This window comes from Bacillus sp. FSL L8-0099 (genome assembly GCF_038006385.1).
Lineage (GTDB): Bacteria > Bacillota > Bacilli > Bacillales > Bacillaceae_G > Bacillus_A > Bacillus_A toyonensis.
The window spans coordinates 2,007,091-2,025,756 of record NZ_JBBOVC010000001.1 but is presented as its reverse complement, the minus strand read 5'-3'; the positions used below and the strand labels follow the sequence as shown (position 1 = coordinate 2,025,756).

Genomic DNA, 18,666 nt, shown 5'->3' with positions numbered 1-18,666 from the left:
AAAGAAAATACCTCAAAGAGCAACTTTGTTCTTTGAGGTATTTTTTAATAACTATAATAAAAGATAACAAACTCCTAATTATTCCCCAAGTACCTTCTCAATCTCAACCTCTAAATCAACTGGCTTCGTTTGCGGCGCAAAACGCCCTACTACTTTCCCATCTTTTCCAATTAAAAACTTCGTAAAATTCCATTTCACTGCTTTCATACCGAGTAAACCTGGCGCTTGTTCTGTCATGTATGTATACAGAGGATGAGCCTTATCACCTTTCACATCAACCTTTGCAAACATCGGGAAGTTTACACCGTAGTTTAATTCACAAAAACTAGTAATGTCCGCTTCTGTACCTGGTTCTTGTCCTCCAAATTGGTTACAAGGGAAACCGAGTATTTCTAGTCCTTGATCTTTATATTTATCATATACTTCTTGTAATCCTTTATACTGTGGTGTAAATCCACATTTACTAGCTACATTTACAATAAGAAGTGCTTTTCCTTCGTAATCTTTTAACGATTTATCTTCTCCTGTTATTGTTTTAGCTGAAAAATCATAAACTGTCATTGTTCCTACCCCTCTCTATACTATTATTCTATGTTTATACTATACTACATTCGTGAATATACAGCTTCTATTACATACTTACACACCGAAATGATAGCGCTTTATTTATGTTCGAAAATTCGACACAAACTACTAGACTTTTAGAATGGAAAGTTTTACAATTGAATTGTGAACAAAATGTGACAGTTTATATTCTATTATAATAGAAAAGGATGGTGTTCATTATGAAAACTGCACAACCTAAAACGATTTCAAATCGCGAGTTTTATTTCGTACTATATATGATGTTATTGTATGTTACTGGTTGGGTAATCGATGTAAATGGTTTATTCTTAAGCTCCTACTTTAATTTAGCAGGAGAGATTACGCTTCCGATCGTTGGTGGCATTGTTGGACTGTTCGTTATGTCTATCAATAAAGAACAAACGAAATAAAAACACTTTAAAAAGGCAGAAGACGAGCTTTCGTTTTCTGTCTTTTTTCTTTTTAGCGTATAATAGATACATACCGTATATAAGGAGTGATAAGTATGAAAAAAGTAGAACAATTATCTTCTCACCTATATCTTATTGATGATTACGACTTACAACATAATGAACGAACAGGTACGTATGTTTTATTAGGTGACGATATTACTTTAATTGAAACTTGCGCGGCCCCTTCTCTTCCCTATATTTTAGATGGCTTACAACAATTACATATTGATTTAAACGATGTAAAAAACATTATCGTTACACATGTCCATTTAGATCACGCTGGGGCAGCTGGTTTAATGATGGAAAAGTGCCCAAATGCTACTTTATATGTGCATTCTCGCGGTGCTCGTCATATGATTGATCCAACAAAACTCATTTTAGGCGCAAAAGCTGTATACAAGGATGATTTCGATAAACTTTTCGATCCAATTCTTCCTATAGAAGAAGAACGCGTTCATATTGTACAACATGATGATACGTTAAAAATTGCAGAAGACCGCATCCTTACATTTTATGATACACCTGGACATGCAAAGCACCATATTAGCATTCATGATTCATTAACAAACGGCATTTTTACTGGTGATACAATTGGCATTTATTATAGAGAGCTTGCAGACCTTGGTGTAGAGTTATATTTACCATCAACGTCCCCTTCGCAATTTCAGCCCGATGCGATGATTGCTTCTAAAAATCATATTCAAAGTATGAATGTAGATACTATTTATTTCGGTCATTACGGCGCTTCATCCAATGTTACAGAAGTATATAACCAACTAGAACATTGGTTACCTATTTTCGTTCATACTGGTAAAGAGGTCTTTGAAAAGTATAATGATTTCGATGAGGCTACTAAAGCATTACAAACTTTATTAATGGATAAAATCTCTTCTCACCTTACAAAATTAAACGTCCCATCCGATCATTCCGTTTATAACATTTTACATCTAGATATAGAAATTAGTGCGATGGGTATTATTGATTATTTCACGAAGCAAGAAAAAACAAATTCCACTATTTAATAACAGTAAAAGAAGAGATATACAACAGTAGTTATTGTATATCTCTTCTTTGAATATATTTTTAGTAAAGGATGGTGGAATGGAATGCAAAAAGTAATGCTATACCTCTGCTTTACATTATTTATCGTCTTATTATTATTTGTTGGAGTAAAAATTCAATTTTATTTAGATACAGACGCGCAGGTGAACTTTAACGTTTATCCAAGATTATTCTACTTTACACTCTTCCCTCTTATAGTTGGTATTTTATTACGGTTCCTTCAATCTATTAATTACGCAACGAGTAAACAAAACTGGAGCTTTCAGCCGGATAAATTTATTGCTATTACAGTGCCTACACTATTCATTTCCTTTTCCCCTGCATTACTCTTTTCACCACTTGGCGAATACTTACCTTATTTAGCTAATATTATTCTTATAAATACAACTTTTGTTACGATTATTAGTTTAATAGCTGGTTATTCACTATTAGATTGTTTTATACAAAAAGATACTGCAAATATGAAAAAATATAATTGATGACCAATTTTTAAGTGTTGCTGATTAGGACATTTTGTTTATAAGTGCGCTATTTTTTGTAAAAATCGCCATAAATGAAAAGGGGAATTCTGTTAAAATAAAGTTGTTCGTATATTATGTCAAAATGCATTTTAACCAAGGAGATTTATTATGTATAAATTAGGGGCTTTCTCTTTTCTAACGGTTATCGCAAGTATATTTTCTTTCTTTATCCTTAGAGGACCTAATGCGAATTTAACGTTAATTATTGTGACTCTAAGTATACTTTCATTACTCGGTATTATTTTTGCAATTGCATCAAAAAATTGGTTATTCGGAATAGTTGGTACTGCATTAAATGGCGTAATATTATTAGTTGTATATTTCCTATTGCTAGCAAAAGGAATAAGTGGTTAATAAATTTACGTTTCAATAAAAAAGCTCGGAGCTTAGGCTATGAGCTTTTTTACTTATCTCACCTTTTCATCTACATACTCCATAAACTGCTCGGCTTTAATAAATCTTTCTTTGTACGCCTCAGGAACTTCTTCTACTGTTATCCCGCCACTCGATTTCGTTTTTACTAACACAGTTTGATGTGACATTAATGCCTCCATATATTGTTCATATTCTTCAGGAGTTAGTACTTCTTTACTAGATTTTTGGCCATTTAATTTATCAAAATACGGATGAAGCTCCATTACTACCTTTTTCAATTCCTCTTTTTAGCTGGTGATAATTGATCATAATCAATATTACCGTTCGAATCTCCGTACGCAAGCTTTGCATTTGTTAATTTCTTTAGTTCTTTTGTAAACTCTTCATATTCTTTCGCACCCATTTCATCTTTCGCTTCTGATAATTTTGCATTAAAACGTATATACGCTTCTAAAGTCATTGCTCCGGCATGTTTTTTTAAATTCTCAAAAGATCCGTATATACCATCCGCCATAATAGATTGATACGCAAAACCAGTCGTCGGGATTAAAAGAGCTGCTGCAAGCACTCCTGCAATAAGGTGCTTCTTCCTTTTACTCCCCCCGCGATTCATTGTTATTTGCACGATTACTTTTTCTTTTAACTCCGGCGGGGCAACAATACCCTTTGCTTCTTCTTGTATAGTTTCCCTAACTCTACAGTCTAAACTCATTTCACATTCCCTACCTCTCCTAAAAATATTTCTTCTACTTGCTCTTTTTGACGTAGTTTTTTTAATGCCGCGTGAATTCTAGATTTCACAGTACCAATTGGAATATGTAATATTTGTGCTACTTCTTCTTGTGAATAATCGTGTAAATATCTTAAGATAATAACTTGTTTCAATTTATACGGTAATTTATGAATAAGTTCGATTAGTTCTTGGTTTGATATTTTACTTACCAGATCGTTAGAAAAATCAATTTGTACTGGTTTTCTTTGCTCTTCTGCTTTTTTTACAATTCGTAGTCGCATCCACCTCTTTCTTCTATAAGAGTGAATTTGTTTAATCGCGAGTCCAATTAGCCAAGGACGAAATGGCTTCTCGCTATCATACTTACGAAGCGATTCATATAGTTGTATGTATACTTCTTGAACGACATCATCTACATCTGTTTTATCGTCTAGTAAAAAATGTGCTGTCTTATATACTTCTTGAATCGTTACATCATACAACTCGCTATACGCTTCTTTATTTCCTGATAAAGTTAATTGAATTAAATCTGTACACACTGTTTCACCTTTCATATACCATCCCCCCTTTGTCTTACACTTTATATTGGCAAGTAATTCATATTTCGTTCGATTTTTTAAAGTTTTTTATATAAATTAATATAATGATTCACTGAGTTCATAAGCTTCACTTATAACCTTGCATAACTATTATATAATTTTCCAATTTCTAATGACGCTTTAAAATGATTTATATAGTCAAATTTAGGAGGATATATGATGAAAGCTATCGTTGTAACGTCGTTCGGTGGTCCGGAAGTGATGAAATATACTGATGTTGATATGCCGACTATTTCAGACAATCAGGTGTTAATTCGTGTTGTTGCTACTAGTGTTAATTTTGCCGATATTAAATCACGTTATGGCAAAAAAGGAAATAAGACATTCCCTTTTATTCCAGGGATAGATGCCACCGGTATTGTAGAACGAGTCGGTTCTCAAGTTAAAAATATTCATCCTGGACAGCGTGTCATTGCTTTTCCTCAAAATGGATCTTACGCAGAATATATTGTTGCAAATGAAAATCTTACTTTCGTTTTACCTGATGAAGTTAATTTCCAAACTGCAGCCGCTTGCCCTATCATATCTTTTACAAGCTATAATTTACTCGCAAATGTTGCAAGGCTTCAACAAGGTGAATCTGTACTCATTCATGCAGCTGCTGGCGGAATTGGCACTACTGCTATTCAACTTGCAAAACTATTAGGGGCTGAAAAAGTTATCGGTACTGTCGGAAGTGAAGCAAAAAAAGAAATTGCTTTAGACGCTGGAGCTGATTATGTTATATGTCATCAAGATGAAGATTTTGTAGAGAAGGTCAATGAGCTGACAAATGGCCAAGGGGTTGATGTAATTTTAGATTCTATTTCTGGAACGGTTTCGGAAAGTAGTTTAAAATGTCTTGCTTATTACGGACGCCTCGTTCATTTCGGCAATGCGAGCGGTGAAATTGGCAATTTCAAAACGAAAGACTTACACGCAAGTTGCCGTTCTATACTCGGATTCAGCTTCGGCACTACACGGAAAAAACGTCCTGAATTACTCCAAGAAACTGCAAATGAAGTTTTCCGTTATTTACGTGATGGAAGTTTGCAAATTAAGGCTACAAAATCTTTTCCCTTTATAGATGCAGGGAAAGCACATGAATGGGTCGAAAGTAGAAAAAGTACAGGGAAAGTAATACTAAACGTTCAGTCCCCTTCCTGAAATGAATACTTGAAACAGAGGTGGCATTCATGGGATCAAGAATTATGCATGTGATTATCGCTAACGGTATTGCTGAGAAATTATGTATTCAAGATAAAACTTCTTTCTTACTTGGAGCTGTAGCCCCTGATGCTGTTCATTCAAAAAAAGAAAAAGGCACCTCACATTTTTATGCCGGTACAACGAAGAACTATACGAGAAGAATAGATTATGATTCATTTATTCATAAATATGAAGCACATATAGATTCCCCATTTATTTTAGGCTATTACACCCACCTCATTGCCGACGATAATTGGCTACAAGGCTTTTTTCTACCTTGGCTAAAAAATAGAATAGAAAATGACGAAACTATCGCACCTATGTACTATAACGATTTTAAATTGTTAAATGCAAAGTTGCTTCATCATTACGAAAAAGAACAACAGCTATTCTCTCTTCTTAATCAAGAGGCTCACATTGTGGATATCGCAGAAGTTTCTAAAGGAAATGTTTTAGCTTTTCGAACATACCTTTTTGAAGATATGTTGTATCCAGAGCAACATTTGCATGAAGAATTACAGGTGTTCACGTTTAATCAAATTGTCGGTTATATTGAAACCGCTATTGAGAAAGGCGCTTTTTATATCGAACAACTGTCGAATAAAAAGTCCACTTCAAATATTTAATCCCCCTCATTTTATACGAGGGGGATTTTTCCATAACATCATTATTTGTTCTTTTCCATAACCGCAAAATAATTCCCTTCACTATCAGCAAAGTTAAACACTTTACCAGAAGGCATAGTTACCATTTCGCCAACTGTAACATTTTTATTTGTTAAATCTGTATATAATTGATCAAGATTTTCTGAGAAGAACATTAAGGATGGTGTACCAAGATTCAATTCTGGGCTCATTTTCGAAATAACTTCTTTATTATGTAGTATGATACTCGTTTCTGCATCTTGAGTTGGAGCGATTTCAATCCATCTCATCCCTTGCTTGTTATCTTCCTCTGCTACTACATGAAACCCTACCTTTTCCGTCCAAAAATTTACTGCCTCATCTTGATTATTTACATATAACATAATTTGTCCGACTTTATGAATCATTTGTATTCCTCCTAATGGTTTTTATATTCTATGTAGGTTTCTACAAGTGCTATTGTTATTCCTTTTGAGTTGATATGTACTTCTTTACGAAATTTATCGACTTACTCGTTCACTACTTTACCAATGAACAAAATAAGACGTAACTACAAATAGTTACGTCTTTCCCATTATTTATCTAGGCTTTTTCTTCCCAGTAAATGCTGGTTTCTTTTTCTTCGGTGCTTTCGGTTTCGTTTCTACAAATGATCCGTTGAACATTTCTTGCTTCGTAAACACAATACCTAATTTTTTCGCAAATTGAAGTAATTTACGCTCTTCTTGTTCTGTTACAAGAGACACGACCGTTCCTTCTTTGCCCATACGTCCAGTACGTCCTGAGCGGTGAATGTATTGGTCTACAGTGTCAGGTAACTCTAAATGAATTACATGTGTTAAATCATCAATATCTATTCCACGTGCTGCAATATCAGTAGCAAGTAGAATTTCTAATTTTCCGCCGCGGAAAGCACGCATCGTCGCTTCACGTTCTTGCTTACTTGCCTCTGCATGAAGAGCTGCTGCTTTCATTTTACGGAATTTCAATTTCTGAGTAATTTCATCTAAACGGAATGGGTCATTTAAGAAAGCAACCGCTTTTACATCGCCCATATGCATAATTCTTCTTACGTAATCATTTTTTTCGCGTCGCTCACAAATGATATACGTATGCTCAACTAAGCTTTTTGACTCTGCACGTGTTACACGTACTAATTGTGGTTCAACTGCTAAATCACGTGCTGCATCTTCTGCTGCTTTTGTCATTGTCGCTGAGAAGAATACTAATTGACGATCGCGCATCGTTGATTTAATTACATCCTGTGCAGCACCCATCATCTTTTGTTTCACTATTTGATCGAACTCATCAAATACAATCGTTTTCACTTCATGCATCTTTAGCTTTTTCATACGAATTAATTCTAAAATACGTCCTGGTGAACCAACAATTACTTTCGGGTGTTTCTTCAATTTTTCCACTTGGCGCTTAATATCTGCACCACCAATTAAAGATGCACCTGAAATATCAGTTCCTGCTGTAAATTTTTGAACCTCTTCATGAATTTGCATGACAAGTTCACGCGTTGGAGCTAAAATAACAACTTGTGGCTGTTTTACTTCAGGATTAATTTTATGTAAAAGTGGTAATAAGTACGCTAATGTTTTTCCTGTTCCAGTTGGAGATTCAGCTATAACGTCTTGTCCTTCTAAAATAGTTGGAATCGCTTGTTTTTGAATTTCAGTTAATTCTTTAAAACCAGCCTTCTCCCAAGCTTGTTGTAAAAATGGTTGCATATCTTTTATCATTTGTTTTTCTCCTTTATCTCTATTTTTGAAGAAAATGCTGTATTGTTCGCACCGTTTCTATCATGTGTGAAATAACAGCTATTAAATCATCAACATGGTCTTCTGTAATCGCTTTTTGAAATAGAACCTCTACCTTATTATGATATGAAATCGCTTGCTTATTATATTCGTATGAAACTTTTTGCATAATCATTCTTTCTTTTCCCCATATAGAACGCATGAAAGTTTCAATTTCTTCGCATACTCCTTCTGGCTGTTCTATCGGGAATGAAAATGCTAACTTCATTTCACATCCTGGTGTAAACTGAGGCACTTCTAGTATTTCACCAGACAAGTTCTTTGCATCCACAGATAATGAAAATGTCGCTTCTACTAATGGTTCGAACGGTTCTGTTAACTGAAACGAGATATGATATATACGACTTAATGAAGCAAGGTCCATCATATCTTTTCGATCTGTTACAAGAATATCACCATGTAAGTCAAAATCATAAACAGCACCTTCTACGATTACTTTTAAATTGTCAAAAGCAGTTGGATCAAACATAATTTCCTCCAAAAAACAGGCGCCTTTCGATGGAAAGGCGCCACTTGATGTATATATAGTTTACAGATAAACGAGATGAATTACAACCTTTTAGAATAAACCTACTGCTTTTCCATCTTCATTTACATCCATTTGCAGTGCCGCTGGTTGTTTTGGAAGACCTGGCATAGTTAACATTGTTCCTGTTAATGCAACGATAAACCCTGCACCGATAGATGGTTTTAATTCACGAATTGTTACGATAAAGTCAGATGGACGACCTAACTTTGTTGCATCGTCAGAAAGAGAGTATTGTGTTTTCGCCATACAAATTGGTAGGTTACTCCAACCTTCTCCTTCGTATTGAGCTAATTGCTTACGTGCTTTCGGAGCAAAATCAATATCTTTTGCGCCATATACTTTTTGAGCAATTGTACGAATTTTTTCTTCTAATGGTAATTCTAATTCATAAAGTGGCGCGTAGTTATTTTCACCTTTTTCGATCTCTTTTAGTACTTTTTCAGCAAGGTCAACTCCACCTTGGCCACCCTTCTCCCAAACTTCTGTTAAGGATACTGCATAGCCACGCTCATTGCACCATTCTTGTAAGTATGTAACTTCTGCATCTGTATCTGTAATGAATTTATTAATTGCAATTACGAAAGGTACACCGAAGCTTTGAATTGTTTCAACATGCTTCTGTAAGTTCTCCATACCTTTTGCTAATGCATCTACATTTTCTTCTTTTAATCGATCTTTTGCTATGCCGCCATGCATTTTAAGCGCACGAATAGTCGCAACAATAACAACTGCTTCTGGTTTAATGCCAGCTGCACGAGCTTTAATATCTAAAAACTTCTCTGCGCCTAAATCTGCGCCGAATCCAGCTTCTGTAATAACATAATCACCTAATTTTGCTGCCATTGTTGTAGCGATAACACTGTTACAACCGTGAGCGATATTCGCAAATGGTCCGCCATGAATGATAGCTGGTGTATTTTCTAACGTTTGTACTAAGTTTGGTTTTAATGCGTCTTTTAGTAGTAATGTTAACGCACCTTCTACACCTAAATCTTTAACCGTTACAGGTTGATTTGCAAAGTTATAAGCAACTACGATGCGAGATAAACGTGCTTTTAAATCTTGAATATCCGTTGCAAGACAGAATACGGCCATAATTTCAGATGCTACTGTAATATCAAAACCGTCTTCACGTGGTACACCTTGAACTGGTCCACCAAGACCAATTACGACGTTACGAAGGGCACGATCATTTAAGTCAACACAGCGTTTCCAAACGATTTTACGCGTATCAATTCCAAGTGTGTTTCCTTGTTGGATATGATTATCAATAAACGCCGCTAACGCGTTATTCGCAGTTGTAATTGCGTGAATATCTCCAGTAAAGTGAAGGTTAATGTCTTCCATTGGTACAACCTGTGAAAAACCACCACCTGCTGCTCCGCCTTTTAGTCCCATCGTTGGTCCAAGAGATGGTTCGCGAAGTGCAATTACTGTTTTCTTACCAATTTTATTAAAAGCTTGACCTAAACCAACTGTTACTGTTGATTTACCTTCTCCAGCTGGAGTTGGGTTAATCGCTGTTACTAAAACAACTTTACCGTCTTTCTCATCCTGTAAGCGCTTAAAAATATCAAGAGATAACTTACCTTTATAATGCCCGTATGGCTCTAATTCATCTTCTAAAATATTTAAATCAGCTGCAATTTCTTGAATCTTCTTCATACTCGCTTCTTGTGCGATTTCAATATCGGATTTAACTGTTGTAGTAGTTGTCATATACCCTAGTCCCCCTTTAATTGGTTCTGATGATATTGTATCAGTTTTTTGTATTTTCTGCACTTATTTACCTCCTAAAAATTCTTTCATTTCTTTATACGTTTTTTAACATAAATACCCATAAGAATGTTAAGGATTGTTGTAACTCTGTAGGTAGTTGACCTAGCATCTTCTCATTTACTCCGCGCTTATATACACCAATGCCATCTACAACTTCAAAACCTTGTTCTTTCGCTAACTGTTCAAATTCCCAAGGCATCATCGTATTACAAACAACGTCTGTGCCGTATAAACGAGGATAACTGTTCTCTCGAGGCTTTGCTGTCGGTCCTAAAATTGCAATACATGCGTATCCATCTTTCTTTAAAACACGTTTTATTTCATTTAATGCTTGTAATGGATTCTCCGTCCATTCTAAAGAGTTAATGGCCATAATCGCTTTAAATTGTTCATTTTCAAATGGTAAAGCGGAAAGATCTCCTTTCACAAAAGATAAATTTGAATCTTCCCCACGTTCTTTACCTTTTTGAATCATAATTTCCGATAAATCTACTCCAACTGCTTTATAGCCAACGCGACTTAATTTATATGTACCGTATCCATCACCACAGCCAACATCTAACACTTGAGCTTCTTTCTCCACGTACTGTTCAAAAAATGGAATAATTGTACTCCTGCTCCCGCTATCCCACATTTCCTGACTATTTTGATTCCAATATTCCGCACTACTATCCCACTTCTTCTCTGCTGATTCATGCCAATTGAATTTCGTCATACATTCCCCTACCTTCACGTATTATCATTCAATTCATTCTACATCATTTTCCAAAATCCCTGTTTATCTTCATAAGGAGATAGAGTGAAACTTTAATTAGTGGCGGTTTTATTCGTTCCCACTGATTATTAGCCCACACCAATCGAGCTTTTACAGGCAACCCGGCTCCTACATAACTTCTTTACTCTAGTCGAATTTTGAAATAGAAGTTTTACTGCCCGCAAATAGCGGGATAAGTAAGATAACAACGAAATCTATTTTCTCCATTTTTTGCTTTACTTGGGTTTAACTCATACTCATGCTCTTCTCATTTTGAAAGATACTATAGATACACCCAATTGAAAGAGAGGGATGTACATGCGAAGAAAGAGAAATCATCATTTTAAAAGTGGTGAAAAAAATGAAGAGTATGCAGCTGAAATATCTCCAACCGGCATTCCAATTAGACATGAGCGCAAAGAAATTGCAAATGAAATAGAAGGTACAAATACCGGAGCAATGATAGGCTATGTCGCATTATTTCTTTCGTTATTCTCAATTGCTTTTTATCCAGTTACACTTGGTTCTCTTGCGATTTTAGTTGGTTTATTAGCTGTTAATTTCGGAGCAAGAACACTTGGATATACAGCAATTGGTTTTGGTAGTTTTTCTGTTTTATTTACTTTACTCTATCCGCTTGCTTTGTCAGCGTTTTAAAAAAACACACCAAGTTATACTTGGTGTGTTCATTCATGATACAACATAATATGACCGCATCCACAACAGTGCTTTGCTGTAATTTCTTGAAAGACCGGATAATTCTCTTCATCCCTATGTTCAATAAATACTTTTTCAAATCGATACATGTTTGGCGCATATGCCCAATCTTGTTTCGTACGAGCGTACAACGTTGAGGAAAAAAACTCCTCACCACCGCAAACGATGCATGTATTCTTCATCACTACCCCTCCTATGCTTGTCTTACTTCATCTATATGAACATAAGCATAAAAAAAAGACCTTCTATTACTAGAAAGTCTTTTCTGAAACAAAAAGAAATGTACCAAACATCCCTACTCCGCTATATTCTTTCGTAACACCAGCTTCTGTTTTAAACGTTTGCTTTACAGTCATAAAGAATACACCATTTCGTGCATCTGTACTTTCAAATTGTAGCGTTTCTTTTTTACCATCTACATTTTGTGTGCATTCAAAACTACTCTCATCACATTTCAACGCATACTTATCCTCTACATACGAATTAAAATCTGATTCTTTCGGACACGTAATAAGCAATATCGCCACGAGAATAATACTTACAATACCCACAATTGTATAATATTTCTTCATTTGTTCTCCTTTCAAATGACAAGAAAACTTGACTTCATGCGCCAAGTTTTCTTAGTCAACAACCCATTGCCACTCTTGTTCTTTCTTATCAAAAATGAGCCAACCTGTTTCTGTTGCTTCCTCTTTCAATTCATCGATATTATCTAGCACCTCATCCGTACTTTCATACGAACCAACTACATATACCGGAATTTCAAGACCTCTTCTTGACTCAATTTTCCCTGCTAAATCAATATAAAGACCATCTTCCATTAATGGAATAAGCCCCATAATCACTTCTTTTGAAATTGCTGGGAAAATTTTTGATTTTTGGAAGAAAGAAAAACGTTTCTTACCGAAAGCACCGAGTTTATAAGGAATGACTTTACTTAACATTCCTACAAAGTCAGCAATTCTACGGTAATACACTTTGTTGTACCAACCGTCATCATGTGAAAAATAAACAAATCTATTTTTCAATAGCGGAAAGAATGTTCTTGCAAGTGGTTCTTTTTTGTGAGCCAAATATAACAGTTCTGCAATTTCTTTTGGCTCTAATTCATCTAAATCGCTTGCATCATCAAAATCTACCCAACAAAATTCATCAAATTCATCAATCTCTGTTTGAATTAGCTTATGTATATTTTCTTCCTCAACATATTCAAATAAAGTATGATAATGAAAATCCGTCCATTCAAAGTTATGCTTCAAAAGCAACACTTGATGAAGCGGTGAAGGGATGTTACTTGCAAACTCTTTAAACGTAATTCCTGATGTAATAAAACAATGACCTCGACGATTACCATTAATATATATCATATTCTTTACTTGGTCAGATCCTCCAGACAAAGCACCTAGCCACCTTCGTTTTATATGTTTCAATTCTATAGCATATTTTAACATGAAAAATTTTAGAAACATAGAAAAAACTTCAAAAACTATTTACAATTTCATGTGTTTTATTACATAGTGATTACAAGAAAAAACGCCTGCTCATAAGCAGGCGTTTTTAAAGGATTTCATCCGGGTTTTGAGGATGATGATTTCCCTCTTTCTTTTCATCTTTTTGGAACATCGATTGAATTTTATCAATTGTTTGTGGAGCTAATTCAATCATTTTTTCTGCTAAATGTGTCGCATTTTGTAAATGAAGAATATTTACTCCATCTTTATTCACCACAAGAAATGCTACTGGTGTAATAGAAACACCACCCGCGCTACCGCCACCAAATGCAGGGTTACCGTTCGCTCTTTGTCCATCATTCGTTTGGAAATCAGAACCTCCTGCTCCAAAACCGAACGCTACTTTAGAAACCGTTAACACCACACCACCGTCAGCCGTTTGAACAGGCTCTCCAACAATCGTATTCACATCGACCATTTCTTTTAAATTTTCCATTGCCGCTTTCATTAACCCTTGAATTGGATGATCCACCGTTCATAACCTCCTTTGTCATATCTTTCCTAGTTTTTCCGAAAGTTTGTGAACTAAACATAAAATTTTATATTGATTTCAAAAAACTTAAGTTGTAATATTTAGAAAAATAAAAAAAGAGGTAGATTCGTTATGATGCGAAAATTAACAAAGAAAGATCATGAACAAGTATTCGCTTACCTAAAAGAAGAAGCAGCCATTAACTTATTTATTATTGGAGATATTGAAGCTTTCGGTTATGATACAGATTTTCAAGAATTATGGGGAGTATTTGAAGAGAACGGAACATTAAAATCGATTTTACTTCGCTTTCACGATACATTTATACCGTATAGTAAAGAAGAGTTTGTGGTTACTGACTATGAGGCACTTCTTTCCGCATATAAGCCGCTTAAACTCTCTGGCAAGTCAACTATTGTAGAAAGATTTGAAACTGCTCCAAGTGTACAACTAGGCGCCAAAAATGAAATGTATTTTTGCGAATGCCAAGATGACAACAACTTACCTAGCACACCAATTCATAAAACAATTAAACTTGCCTCACTCGATGATATAGAACGAATTATGAAATTACGAAGTGACATCGCTGAATTCCCGACTGCAAATGAATCTGAAAAAATGTTAAGGCAAGCTATCGAAACAAATACAGGACGTACATATTATATTGAAAAAGACGGTGCAATCATCGCATCCGCCTCAACTTCCGCTGAAAATTCATTATCCGCTATGGTAGTTGGCGTATGTACACACCCGAATTATCGCGGAAATGGCTACGCTTCACTCATATTACAAAAAATGATTCAGGACTTTACGAAAGAAGACCGAACACTTTGTTTATTTTATAACAATCCAGCTGCTGGACGAATTTATAAACGACTAGGATTTAAAGACATTGGAATGTGGACGATGTATCGATAATAAGAAGTACTCTATAAGAGGAAATAGTTGTAACTTAGCAATAAAAGCCGCTTACACAAAAACTTCACACCGTTATTATGAAGAAACTACTTGAGGAGCGAGGACTCTAACTAAAAAATGTTATACATTCAAACTAAATTTAAACAGATAAACGCCCCAGTTGCATCTACTCCAGCAATTGGGGCGTTTATCCTCAAATTCTTTCCACTATATTTATGAAACATTTATCACACCTATGTCGCTATTATCTTTACGTGCAAATGCCCTTCTTAATATTACTGCTTCTTATTATACTGTGCTTTAAAATCAATATATTCCTGTTTCGCATCTTGGTTATTACCTTGGTGACTATCAAAATATGTATGTATTTGTGATATGTGTTCTACTAACTTTCCTTCTTCATTTCTCTTTTTATAATTCATTACAATACTTACTTCCAATATCTGCTTTGAATCATTTTTAGAATCAATATGCAATGCGATTGATCCACCACCATATTCATCAAATTGTATTTTCAACTTATCATTAATGATACACTGAAACTCTAATTCAGTTAGTTTGTATCCAACAGTACTAGGCTGATCAAACTTTTTTATATCATCTCCGGGCTTCATCTTTAGTTTCCCTATCCCTTTTAAACGATCTACAATTAAGTTCACATATGAAACATCCAGATTCGATTCCGGACTTTGTACCTGTCCATTTTTATACATAATATTGGTACGATAAACAACTTCTTCTTTATTATCTTTGCTGTCTACTGCTGAAGTAACCTCTTGTGTTGTATTTCCATATAAACTTTTATCTTTCGTATTATATATCCCTTCCGAAGTTTGGTAGATTGTTTTTCTATGCTCTCCATCTTCCTTTTGTTCAAATGTACTATATATACCTCTTTGTTCCACAAAAGCATACCCATCATCACTCGCAGACATAACCTTTTTCATATCACCTTCATCCAAAGCTTTGACAAATGGCTCATACTCTATCTTCGTCTCCCCAAAACCACATCCACTTAATAAACTTGATACTATTAACAGAACTATCATCATCCTAGCTTTCTTCTTTAACTTCATACTGACACCCCGTTGATTTCTCTAGGCATTTTTAGGTTCATTACATTCCCATTTTGATAGTAATATAGTTCACCTTTACTTACCGGTATTTATTAACTCATACAGATTATATTGAAGATACTTTAATTTTTAATAGCATCGATTTTTATACAATCCTTAATTGTTTATATATTCCGTTCGAATTTTCAGAAAGCAAAACTTATTTTATTTCTTTGGCTTGCTTTTTTTCCTTTTCTTCATAAAGCTTTAGTCTTTTCTGACGTTCCTTTTCGTGCTCCTCCCACGAAATATAAAATGACGGAAACTTAAATCTACAATAGGCTAATAATTGGAATTCAGCTGCGCCTATGGCTATCGCGTACATTACAAGAGTTCCTGCTATATACCCTACTAATATCTCTATTTCATAATCATTATGAAAATAAATTAAAATAAGGAGGATTAGTACATATACCGTAACACCAATCATTACGTTGTTTTTTGTTTTACTAAAAAATGAAGCTGCCCTTTCATCCATACTAAATACTCCACTCTCTGCTTGTTTAAAGGTATCAATTGTTGTCACCAGATGAACAAAAACTGCTCCTAGAAACAATAAACCCACATACAATAATATAATTTGATCAATCGAATAATTTAAAATTGCTGGAAGTACAAACAATGTGAATCCTATAGTTCCCAGCTGAAATGTACATAATAATATCACAAGCGCTTGCAACTTTTGACATTTAAAACGAACTTTTGGAAATAGATATAGAATGAAAAAGATTACTTGCAAGGTATATAAAACTAATTCAATACAAACAATTATTTTGTCAAAGAGATTTGGATAATAACCCCATCCAAATTTAACTAATGCTCCCAAAATAAAAAACATGAATAATGAACTATAAACAGTTGCGCCAAGTATAAACACCATGGAACGTTCTGGACTTAAACGATTTCTACATGTTATTTTAAATTCATCTAAATCTTCTTCTTTTATGTTCCACATTTGTTAACGCCATCTTTCCCCGAACTATAGTATATTACCAAAATAAAGATGCAATTTTCTTAGTCACTGATTTTATACCTTTTTATTTTCATCGCAACTCTTAACAATCTCTTTTGTTGTACTGCGCCTTGTATTTTAAATATTCCTGTCTCGCATCTTGGTTATTATCCTGTTTTCTATTAAAATACGTTATTATTTGGAACATATTTTCTACTAATTTTCCATCCTCATTCTTTTCTTTAAAATCTATATCTATCCTCATTTGCAAAATTTGTTTTGGATTATTTGGGGCATCCAGGTGCAATACGATTGTTGCTCCATCAAATTCATCGTATTGTATCTTTAATTTATTATTAATAATATCTTTAAATTCAGATTCAGTTAGTCGATATCCCACTGAATTAGGCTGATCAAACTTTTTTATATCATCCTCGGGCTTCATCTTTAGTTTCCCTATCCCATTTAAACGATCTGCAATTAAGTTTACGTATGAAACATCTAGATTTGAATCCGAACTTTTCACCTGTCCATTTTCATACTTAACATGAGTACTATAAATAGTTTCTTTTTTATAATTTTCATTTGTCCTTTTTCCCTTGTCCTTTTCTATATCAGTCGCAACTGTTTGTATCGCCTCTCCATATAAACTTTTATCTTTTGTATTATATACACCTTCCGTAGTTTGACGAATTGTCTTACTGTGCTCTCCATCTTCTTTTTGCTCAAACGTACTATAAATACCTCTTTGTTCCACAAAAGCATACCCATCATCACTTGCATACATAACCTTTTTCATGTCACCTTCATCCAATGCCTTAATAAATGGCTCATACTCTACCTTTTCTTCAAAAAAACTACATGCTTGTAGTAGGCTGATTGTTATTATGATAGTAATCATTTTAGAAACCTTTTTTGTGTTCATTTCATCATCACACTACACTCTCTACATTTTTGATTAGATTATCTTCTAATCACTTTAATCACCTTACATAAGTAAATTTTCTTTTAGTAGTTCAAATACTCTCCTATAAATTATTACTTTTTCACCACCAAAACTTACAATACACACTTTCTTTATGCCTTACGTTTCGATTTACCTTTTTTATTTTTCTTTCGATATCTTGGAGTCTCTCTTTTATGTTGCTCCCATGAAATATTAAATGACGGAAATTTAAACCTGCAATATACTAATAGCTGAAATTCAGCTGCACCGATGGCTATCGTATACATTAAAACAGTTCCTATTACATATCCAATAAAAGTATCAAATGCATAATCATTATGAAAATAAATCAAAATAAGAAGGATTAATGCGTATATTGAAGCAACTTTCATCATTGTTCCTTTTGTTTTACTAAAAAAGGACACGGATCTTTCATCCATACTAAACGCACCTTCACTTGCCAATTTAAATGTATCTATTGTTGTTACATTATGGAAAATTACCGCTCCTAAATATAGCAAACATACATAATTCAACGTAATACGATCCATTGAATTATTAGCTATTTCAGAAACAACTAAAACTGTAAGTAATATAGTAGCCATTTGAAATGCATATAATAATACGACAAGTGTTTGTAACTTTTGAAATTTAAATTGTGCTTTTGGAAATAAATATAGCACGAAAAAAATTACTTGCAGAGCATATGCCAACACCTCTAGCTTAACAATTCCTATGTTAAGGAGAACCATACAGTACTCCCAACCACCTGATACAATAATAGAAAAAACGGCTATTGAACTATAAAGTATTCCTCCAAACATAAATCCTGTAGCACCTTCTGGACTTAAACGATCTTTACATGTCATCCTAAATTCATCTAAATCTTCTTCTTTTATATTCCACATCCTGACTTTTCACCTCTATACAGTTTAAATAATTTTCATTCAATAAAATCCCATTACATTCCTAACTTTTTAAGTAC

23 protein-coding genes and 1 pseudogene are annotated in these 18,666 nt (G+C 34.3%); 8 read left to right on the top strand and 16 right to left on the bottom strand.

Features of this window, described 5'->3' with window-relative positions; all coding sequences use genetic code 11:
• Positions 1-78 precede the first annotated feature (78 nt).
• Positions 79-561, bottom strand: a complete 483-nt coding sequence (bsaA, locus tag MHH42_RS10460) for a glutathione peroxidase (RefSeq protein ID WP_000219426.1) — start codon at positions 559-561, stop codon at positions 79-81.
• A 224-nt stretch (positions 562-785) separates the two neighbouring features.
• On the opposite strand from bsaA, the gene MHH42_RS10455 reads away from it, so the two are divergent.
• The 4 genes from MHH42_RS10455 (at position 786) to MHH42_RS10440 (ending at position 2,974) form a co-directional block, all read left to right on the top strand.
• Positions 786-995, top strand: a complete 210-nt coding sequence (locus tag MHH42_RS10455) for a DUF3925 family protein (protein WP_000844991.1) — start codon at positions 786-788, stop codon at positions 993-995.
• A gap of 95 nt (positions 996-1,090) precedes the next feature.
• Positions 1,091-2,059, top strand: a complete 969-nt coding sequence (locus MHH42_RS10450) for an MBL fold metallo-hydrolase (RefSeq protein ID WP_000755011.1) — start codon at positions 1,091-1,093, stop codon at positions 2,057-2,059.
• 84 nt (positions 2,060-2,143) lie between these two features.
• Positions 2,144-2,578: a hypothetical protein gene (locus MHH42_RS10445; RefSeq protein WP_001174537.1), complete on the top strand. Its 435-nt coding sequence runs from the start codon at positions 2,144-2,146 to the stop codon at positions 2,576-2,578.
• Between the two features lie 150 nt (positions 2,579-2,728).
• Entirely contained in the window at positions 2,729-2,974 is a 246-nt protein-coding gene (locus MHH42_RS10440) for a hypothetical protein (RefSeq protein ID WP_000277251.1), read from the top strand.
• A 53-nt stretch (positions 2,975-3,027) separates the two neighbouring features.
• Here the strand turns inward: MHH42_RS10440 and MHH42_RS10435 are convergent.
• Positions 3,028-3,707 (bottom strand): annotated as a pseudogene (locus MHH42_RS10435) (DUF3600 domain-containing protein).
• Positions 3,704-4,282, bottom strand: a complete 579-nt coding sequence (locus MHH42_RS10430; RefSeq protein ID WP_000675626.1) for a sigma-70 family RNA polymerase sigma factor — start codon at positions 4,280-4,282, stop codon at positions 3,704-3,706. Before MHH42_RS10430 ends, MHH42_RS10435 begins: the two are co-directional and overlap by 4 nt.
• Positions 4,283-4,486: 204 nt before the next feature.
• Between MHH42_RS10430 and MHH42_RS10425 the strand changes: the two genes are divergently transcribed.
• Complete coding sequence (locus tag MHH42_RS10425; protein WP_000644648.1) at positions 4,487-5,473, top strand: quinone oxidoreductase family protein; 987 nt, start codon at positions 4,487-4,489, stop codon at positions 5,471-5,473.
• A gap of 29 nt (positions 5,474-5,502) precedes the next feature.
• On the top strand, positions 5,503-6,141 hold the full coding sequence (locus MHH42_RS10420; protein ID WP_000535613.1) for a zinc dependent phospholipase C family protein: 639 nt from the start codon (positions 5,503-5,505) through the stop codon (positions 6,139-6,141).
• Positions 6,142-6,182: 41 nt separating this feature from the next.
• Here MHH42_RS10420 and MHH42_RS10415 read toward each other — a convergent pair whose 3' ends face one another.
• The 5 genes from MHH42_RS10415 to MHH42_RS10395 form a co-directional block, all read right to left on the bottom strand.
• Positions 6,183-6,566, bottom strand: coding sequence for a VOC family protein (locus MHH42_RS10415; RefSeq protein WP_000581484.1), 384 nt, complete (start codon positions 6,564-6,566; stop codon positions 6,183-6,185).
• 171 nt (positions 6,567-6,737) lie between these two features.
• A complete protein-coding gene (locus MHH42_RS10410; RefSeq protein WP_000588603.1) occupies positions 6,738-7,907 on the bottom strand; it encodes a DEAD/DEAH box helicase in 1,170 nt (389 codons plus the stop codon).
• A gap of 19 nt (positions 7,908-7,926) precedes the next feature.
• Complete coding sequence (locus MHH42_RS10405; RefSeq protein ID WP_000460213.1) at positions 7,927-8,454, bottom strand: hypothetical protein; 528 nt, start codon at positions 8,452-8,454, stop codon at positions 7,927-7,929.
• A gap of 90 nt (positions 8,455-8,544) precedes the next feature.
• The gene (locus tag MHH42_RS10400) at positions 8,545-10,233 is read right to left on the bottom strand and encodes a formate--tetrahydrofolate ligase (protein WP_033661278.1); all 1,689 of its coding nucleotides are present in this window, start codon (positions 10,231-10,233) and stop codon (positions 8,545-8,547) included.
• A gap of 94 nt (positions 10,234-10,327) precedes the next feature.
• Positions 10,328-11,008 (bottom strand): class I SAM-dependent methyltransferase, encoded by a 681-nt coding sequence (locus MHH42_RS10395; RefSeq protein WP_098689113.1) that lies wholly within the window; start codon positions 11,006-11,008, stop codon positions 10,328-10,330.
• A 357-nt stretch (positions 11,009-11,365) separates the two neighbouring features.
• Between MHH42_RS10395 and MHH42_RS10390 the strand changes: the two genes are divergently transcribed.
• Positions 11,366-11,704: a permease gene (locus MHH42_RS10390; RefSeq protein ID WP_340893320.1), complete on the top strand. Its 339-nt coding sequence runs from the start codon at positions 11,366-11,368 to the stop codon at positions 11,702-11,704.
• 29 nt (positions 11,705-11,733) lie between these two features.
• Here the strand turns inward: MHH42_RS10390 and MHH42_RS10385 are convergent, their stop codons facing one another.
• The 4 genes from MHH42_RS10385 to ytfJ all read right to left on the bottom strand — a co-directional run bounded on the left by MHH42_RS10385 (position 11,734) and on the right by ytfJ (position 13,750).
• Positions 11,734-11,946, bottom strand: coding sequence for a hypothetical protein (locus MHH42_RS10385; protein ID WP_000798747.1), 213 nt, complete (start codon positions 11,944-11,946; stop codon positions 11,734-11,736).
• Between the two features lie 69 nt (positions 11,947-12,015).
• Positions 12,016-12,336, bottom strand: a complete 321-nt coding sequence (locus MHH42_RS10380; protein WP_087950101.1) for a hypothetical protein — start codon at positions 12,334-12,336, stop codon at positions 12,016-12,018.
• 51 nt (positions 12,337-12,387) lie between these two features.
• On the bottom strand, positions 12,388-13,164 hold the full coding sequence (locus MHH42_RS10375; RefSeq protein WP_195754619.1) for an oxalate:formate antiporter: 777 nt from the start codon (positions 13,162-13,164) through the stop codon (positions 12,388-12,390).
• 160 nt (positions 13,165-13,324) lie between these two features.
• Positions 13,325-13,750 (bottom strand): GerW family sporulation protein, encoded by a 426-nt coding sequence (ytfJ, locus tag MHH42_RS10370; protein ID WP_000349987.1) that lies wholly within the window; start codon positions 13,748-13,750, stop codon positions 13,325-13,327.
• A 132-nt stretch (positions 13,751-13,882) separates the two neighbouring features.
• On the opposite strand from ytfJ, the gene MHH42_RS10365 reads away from it, so the two are divergent.
• A complete protein-coding gene (locus MHH42_RS10365) occupies positions 13,883-14,668 on the top strand; it encodes a GNAT family N-acetyltransferase (RefSeq protein WP_097854342.1) in 786 nt (261 codons plus the stop codon).
• 275 nt (positions 14,669-14,943) lie between these two features.
• Here the strand turns inward: MHH42_RS10365 and MHH42_RS10360 are convergent, their stop codons facing one another.
• From MHH42_RS10360 to MHH42_RS10345, 4 genes are all read right to left on the bottom strand, one after another.
• A complete protein-coding gene (locus tag MHH42_RS10360) occupies positions 14,944-15,744 on the bottom strand; it encodes a DUF3952 domain-containing protein (RefSeq protein WP_340893317.1) in 801 nt (266 codons plus the stop codon).
• Between the two features lie 199 nt (positions 15,745-15,943).
• Positions 15,944-16,738: a hypothetical protein gene (locus MHH42_RS10355; protein WP_070173072.1), complete on the bottom strand. Its 795-nt coding sequence runs from the start codon at positions 16,736-16,738 to the stop codon at positions 15,944-15,946.
• A 100-nt stretch (positions 16,739-16,838) separates the two neighbouring features.
• Complete coding sequence (locus tag MHH42_RS10350) at positions 16,839-17,660, bottom strand: DUF3952 domain-containing protein (RefSeq protein ID WP_340893315.1); 822 nt, start codon at positions 17,658-17,660, stop codon at positions 16,839-16,841.
• A 152-nt stretch (positions 17,661-17,812) separates the two neighbouring features.
• Positions 17,813-18,589 (bottom strand): hypothetical protein, encoded by a 777-nt coding sequence (locus MHH42_RS10345; RefSeq protein ID WP_340893313.1) that lies wholly within the window; start codon positions 18,587-18,589, stop codon positions 17,813-17,815.
• Positions 18,590-18,666: the final 77 nt, after the last annotated feature.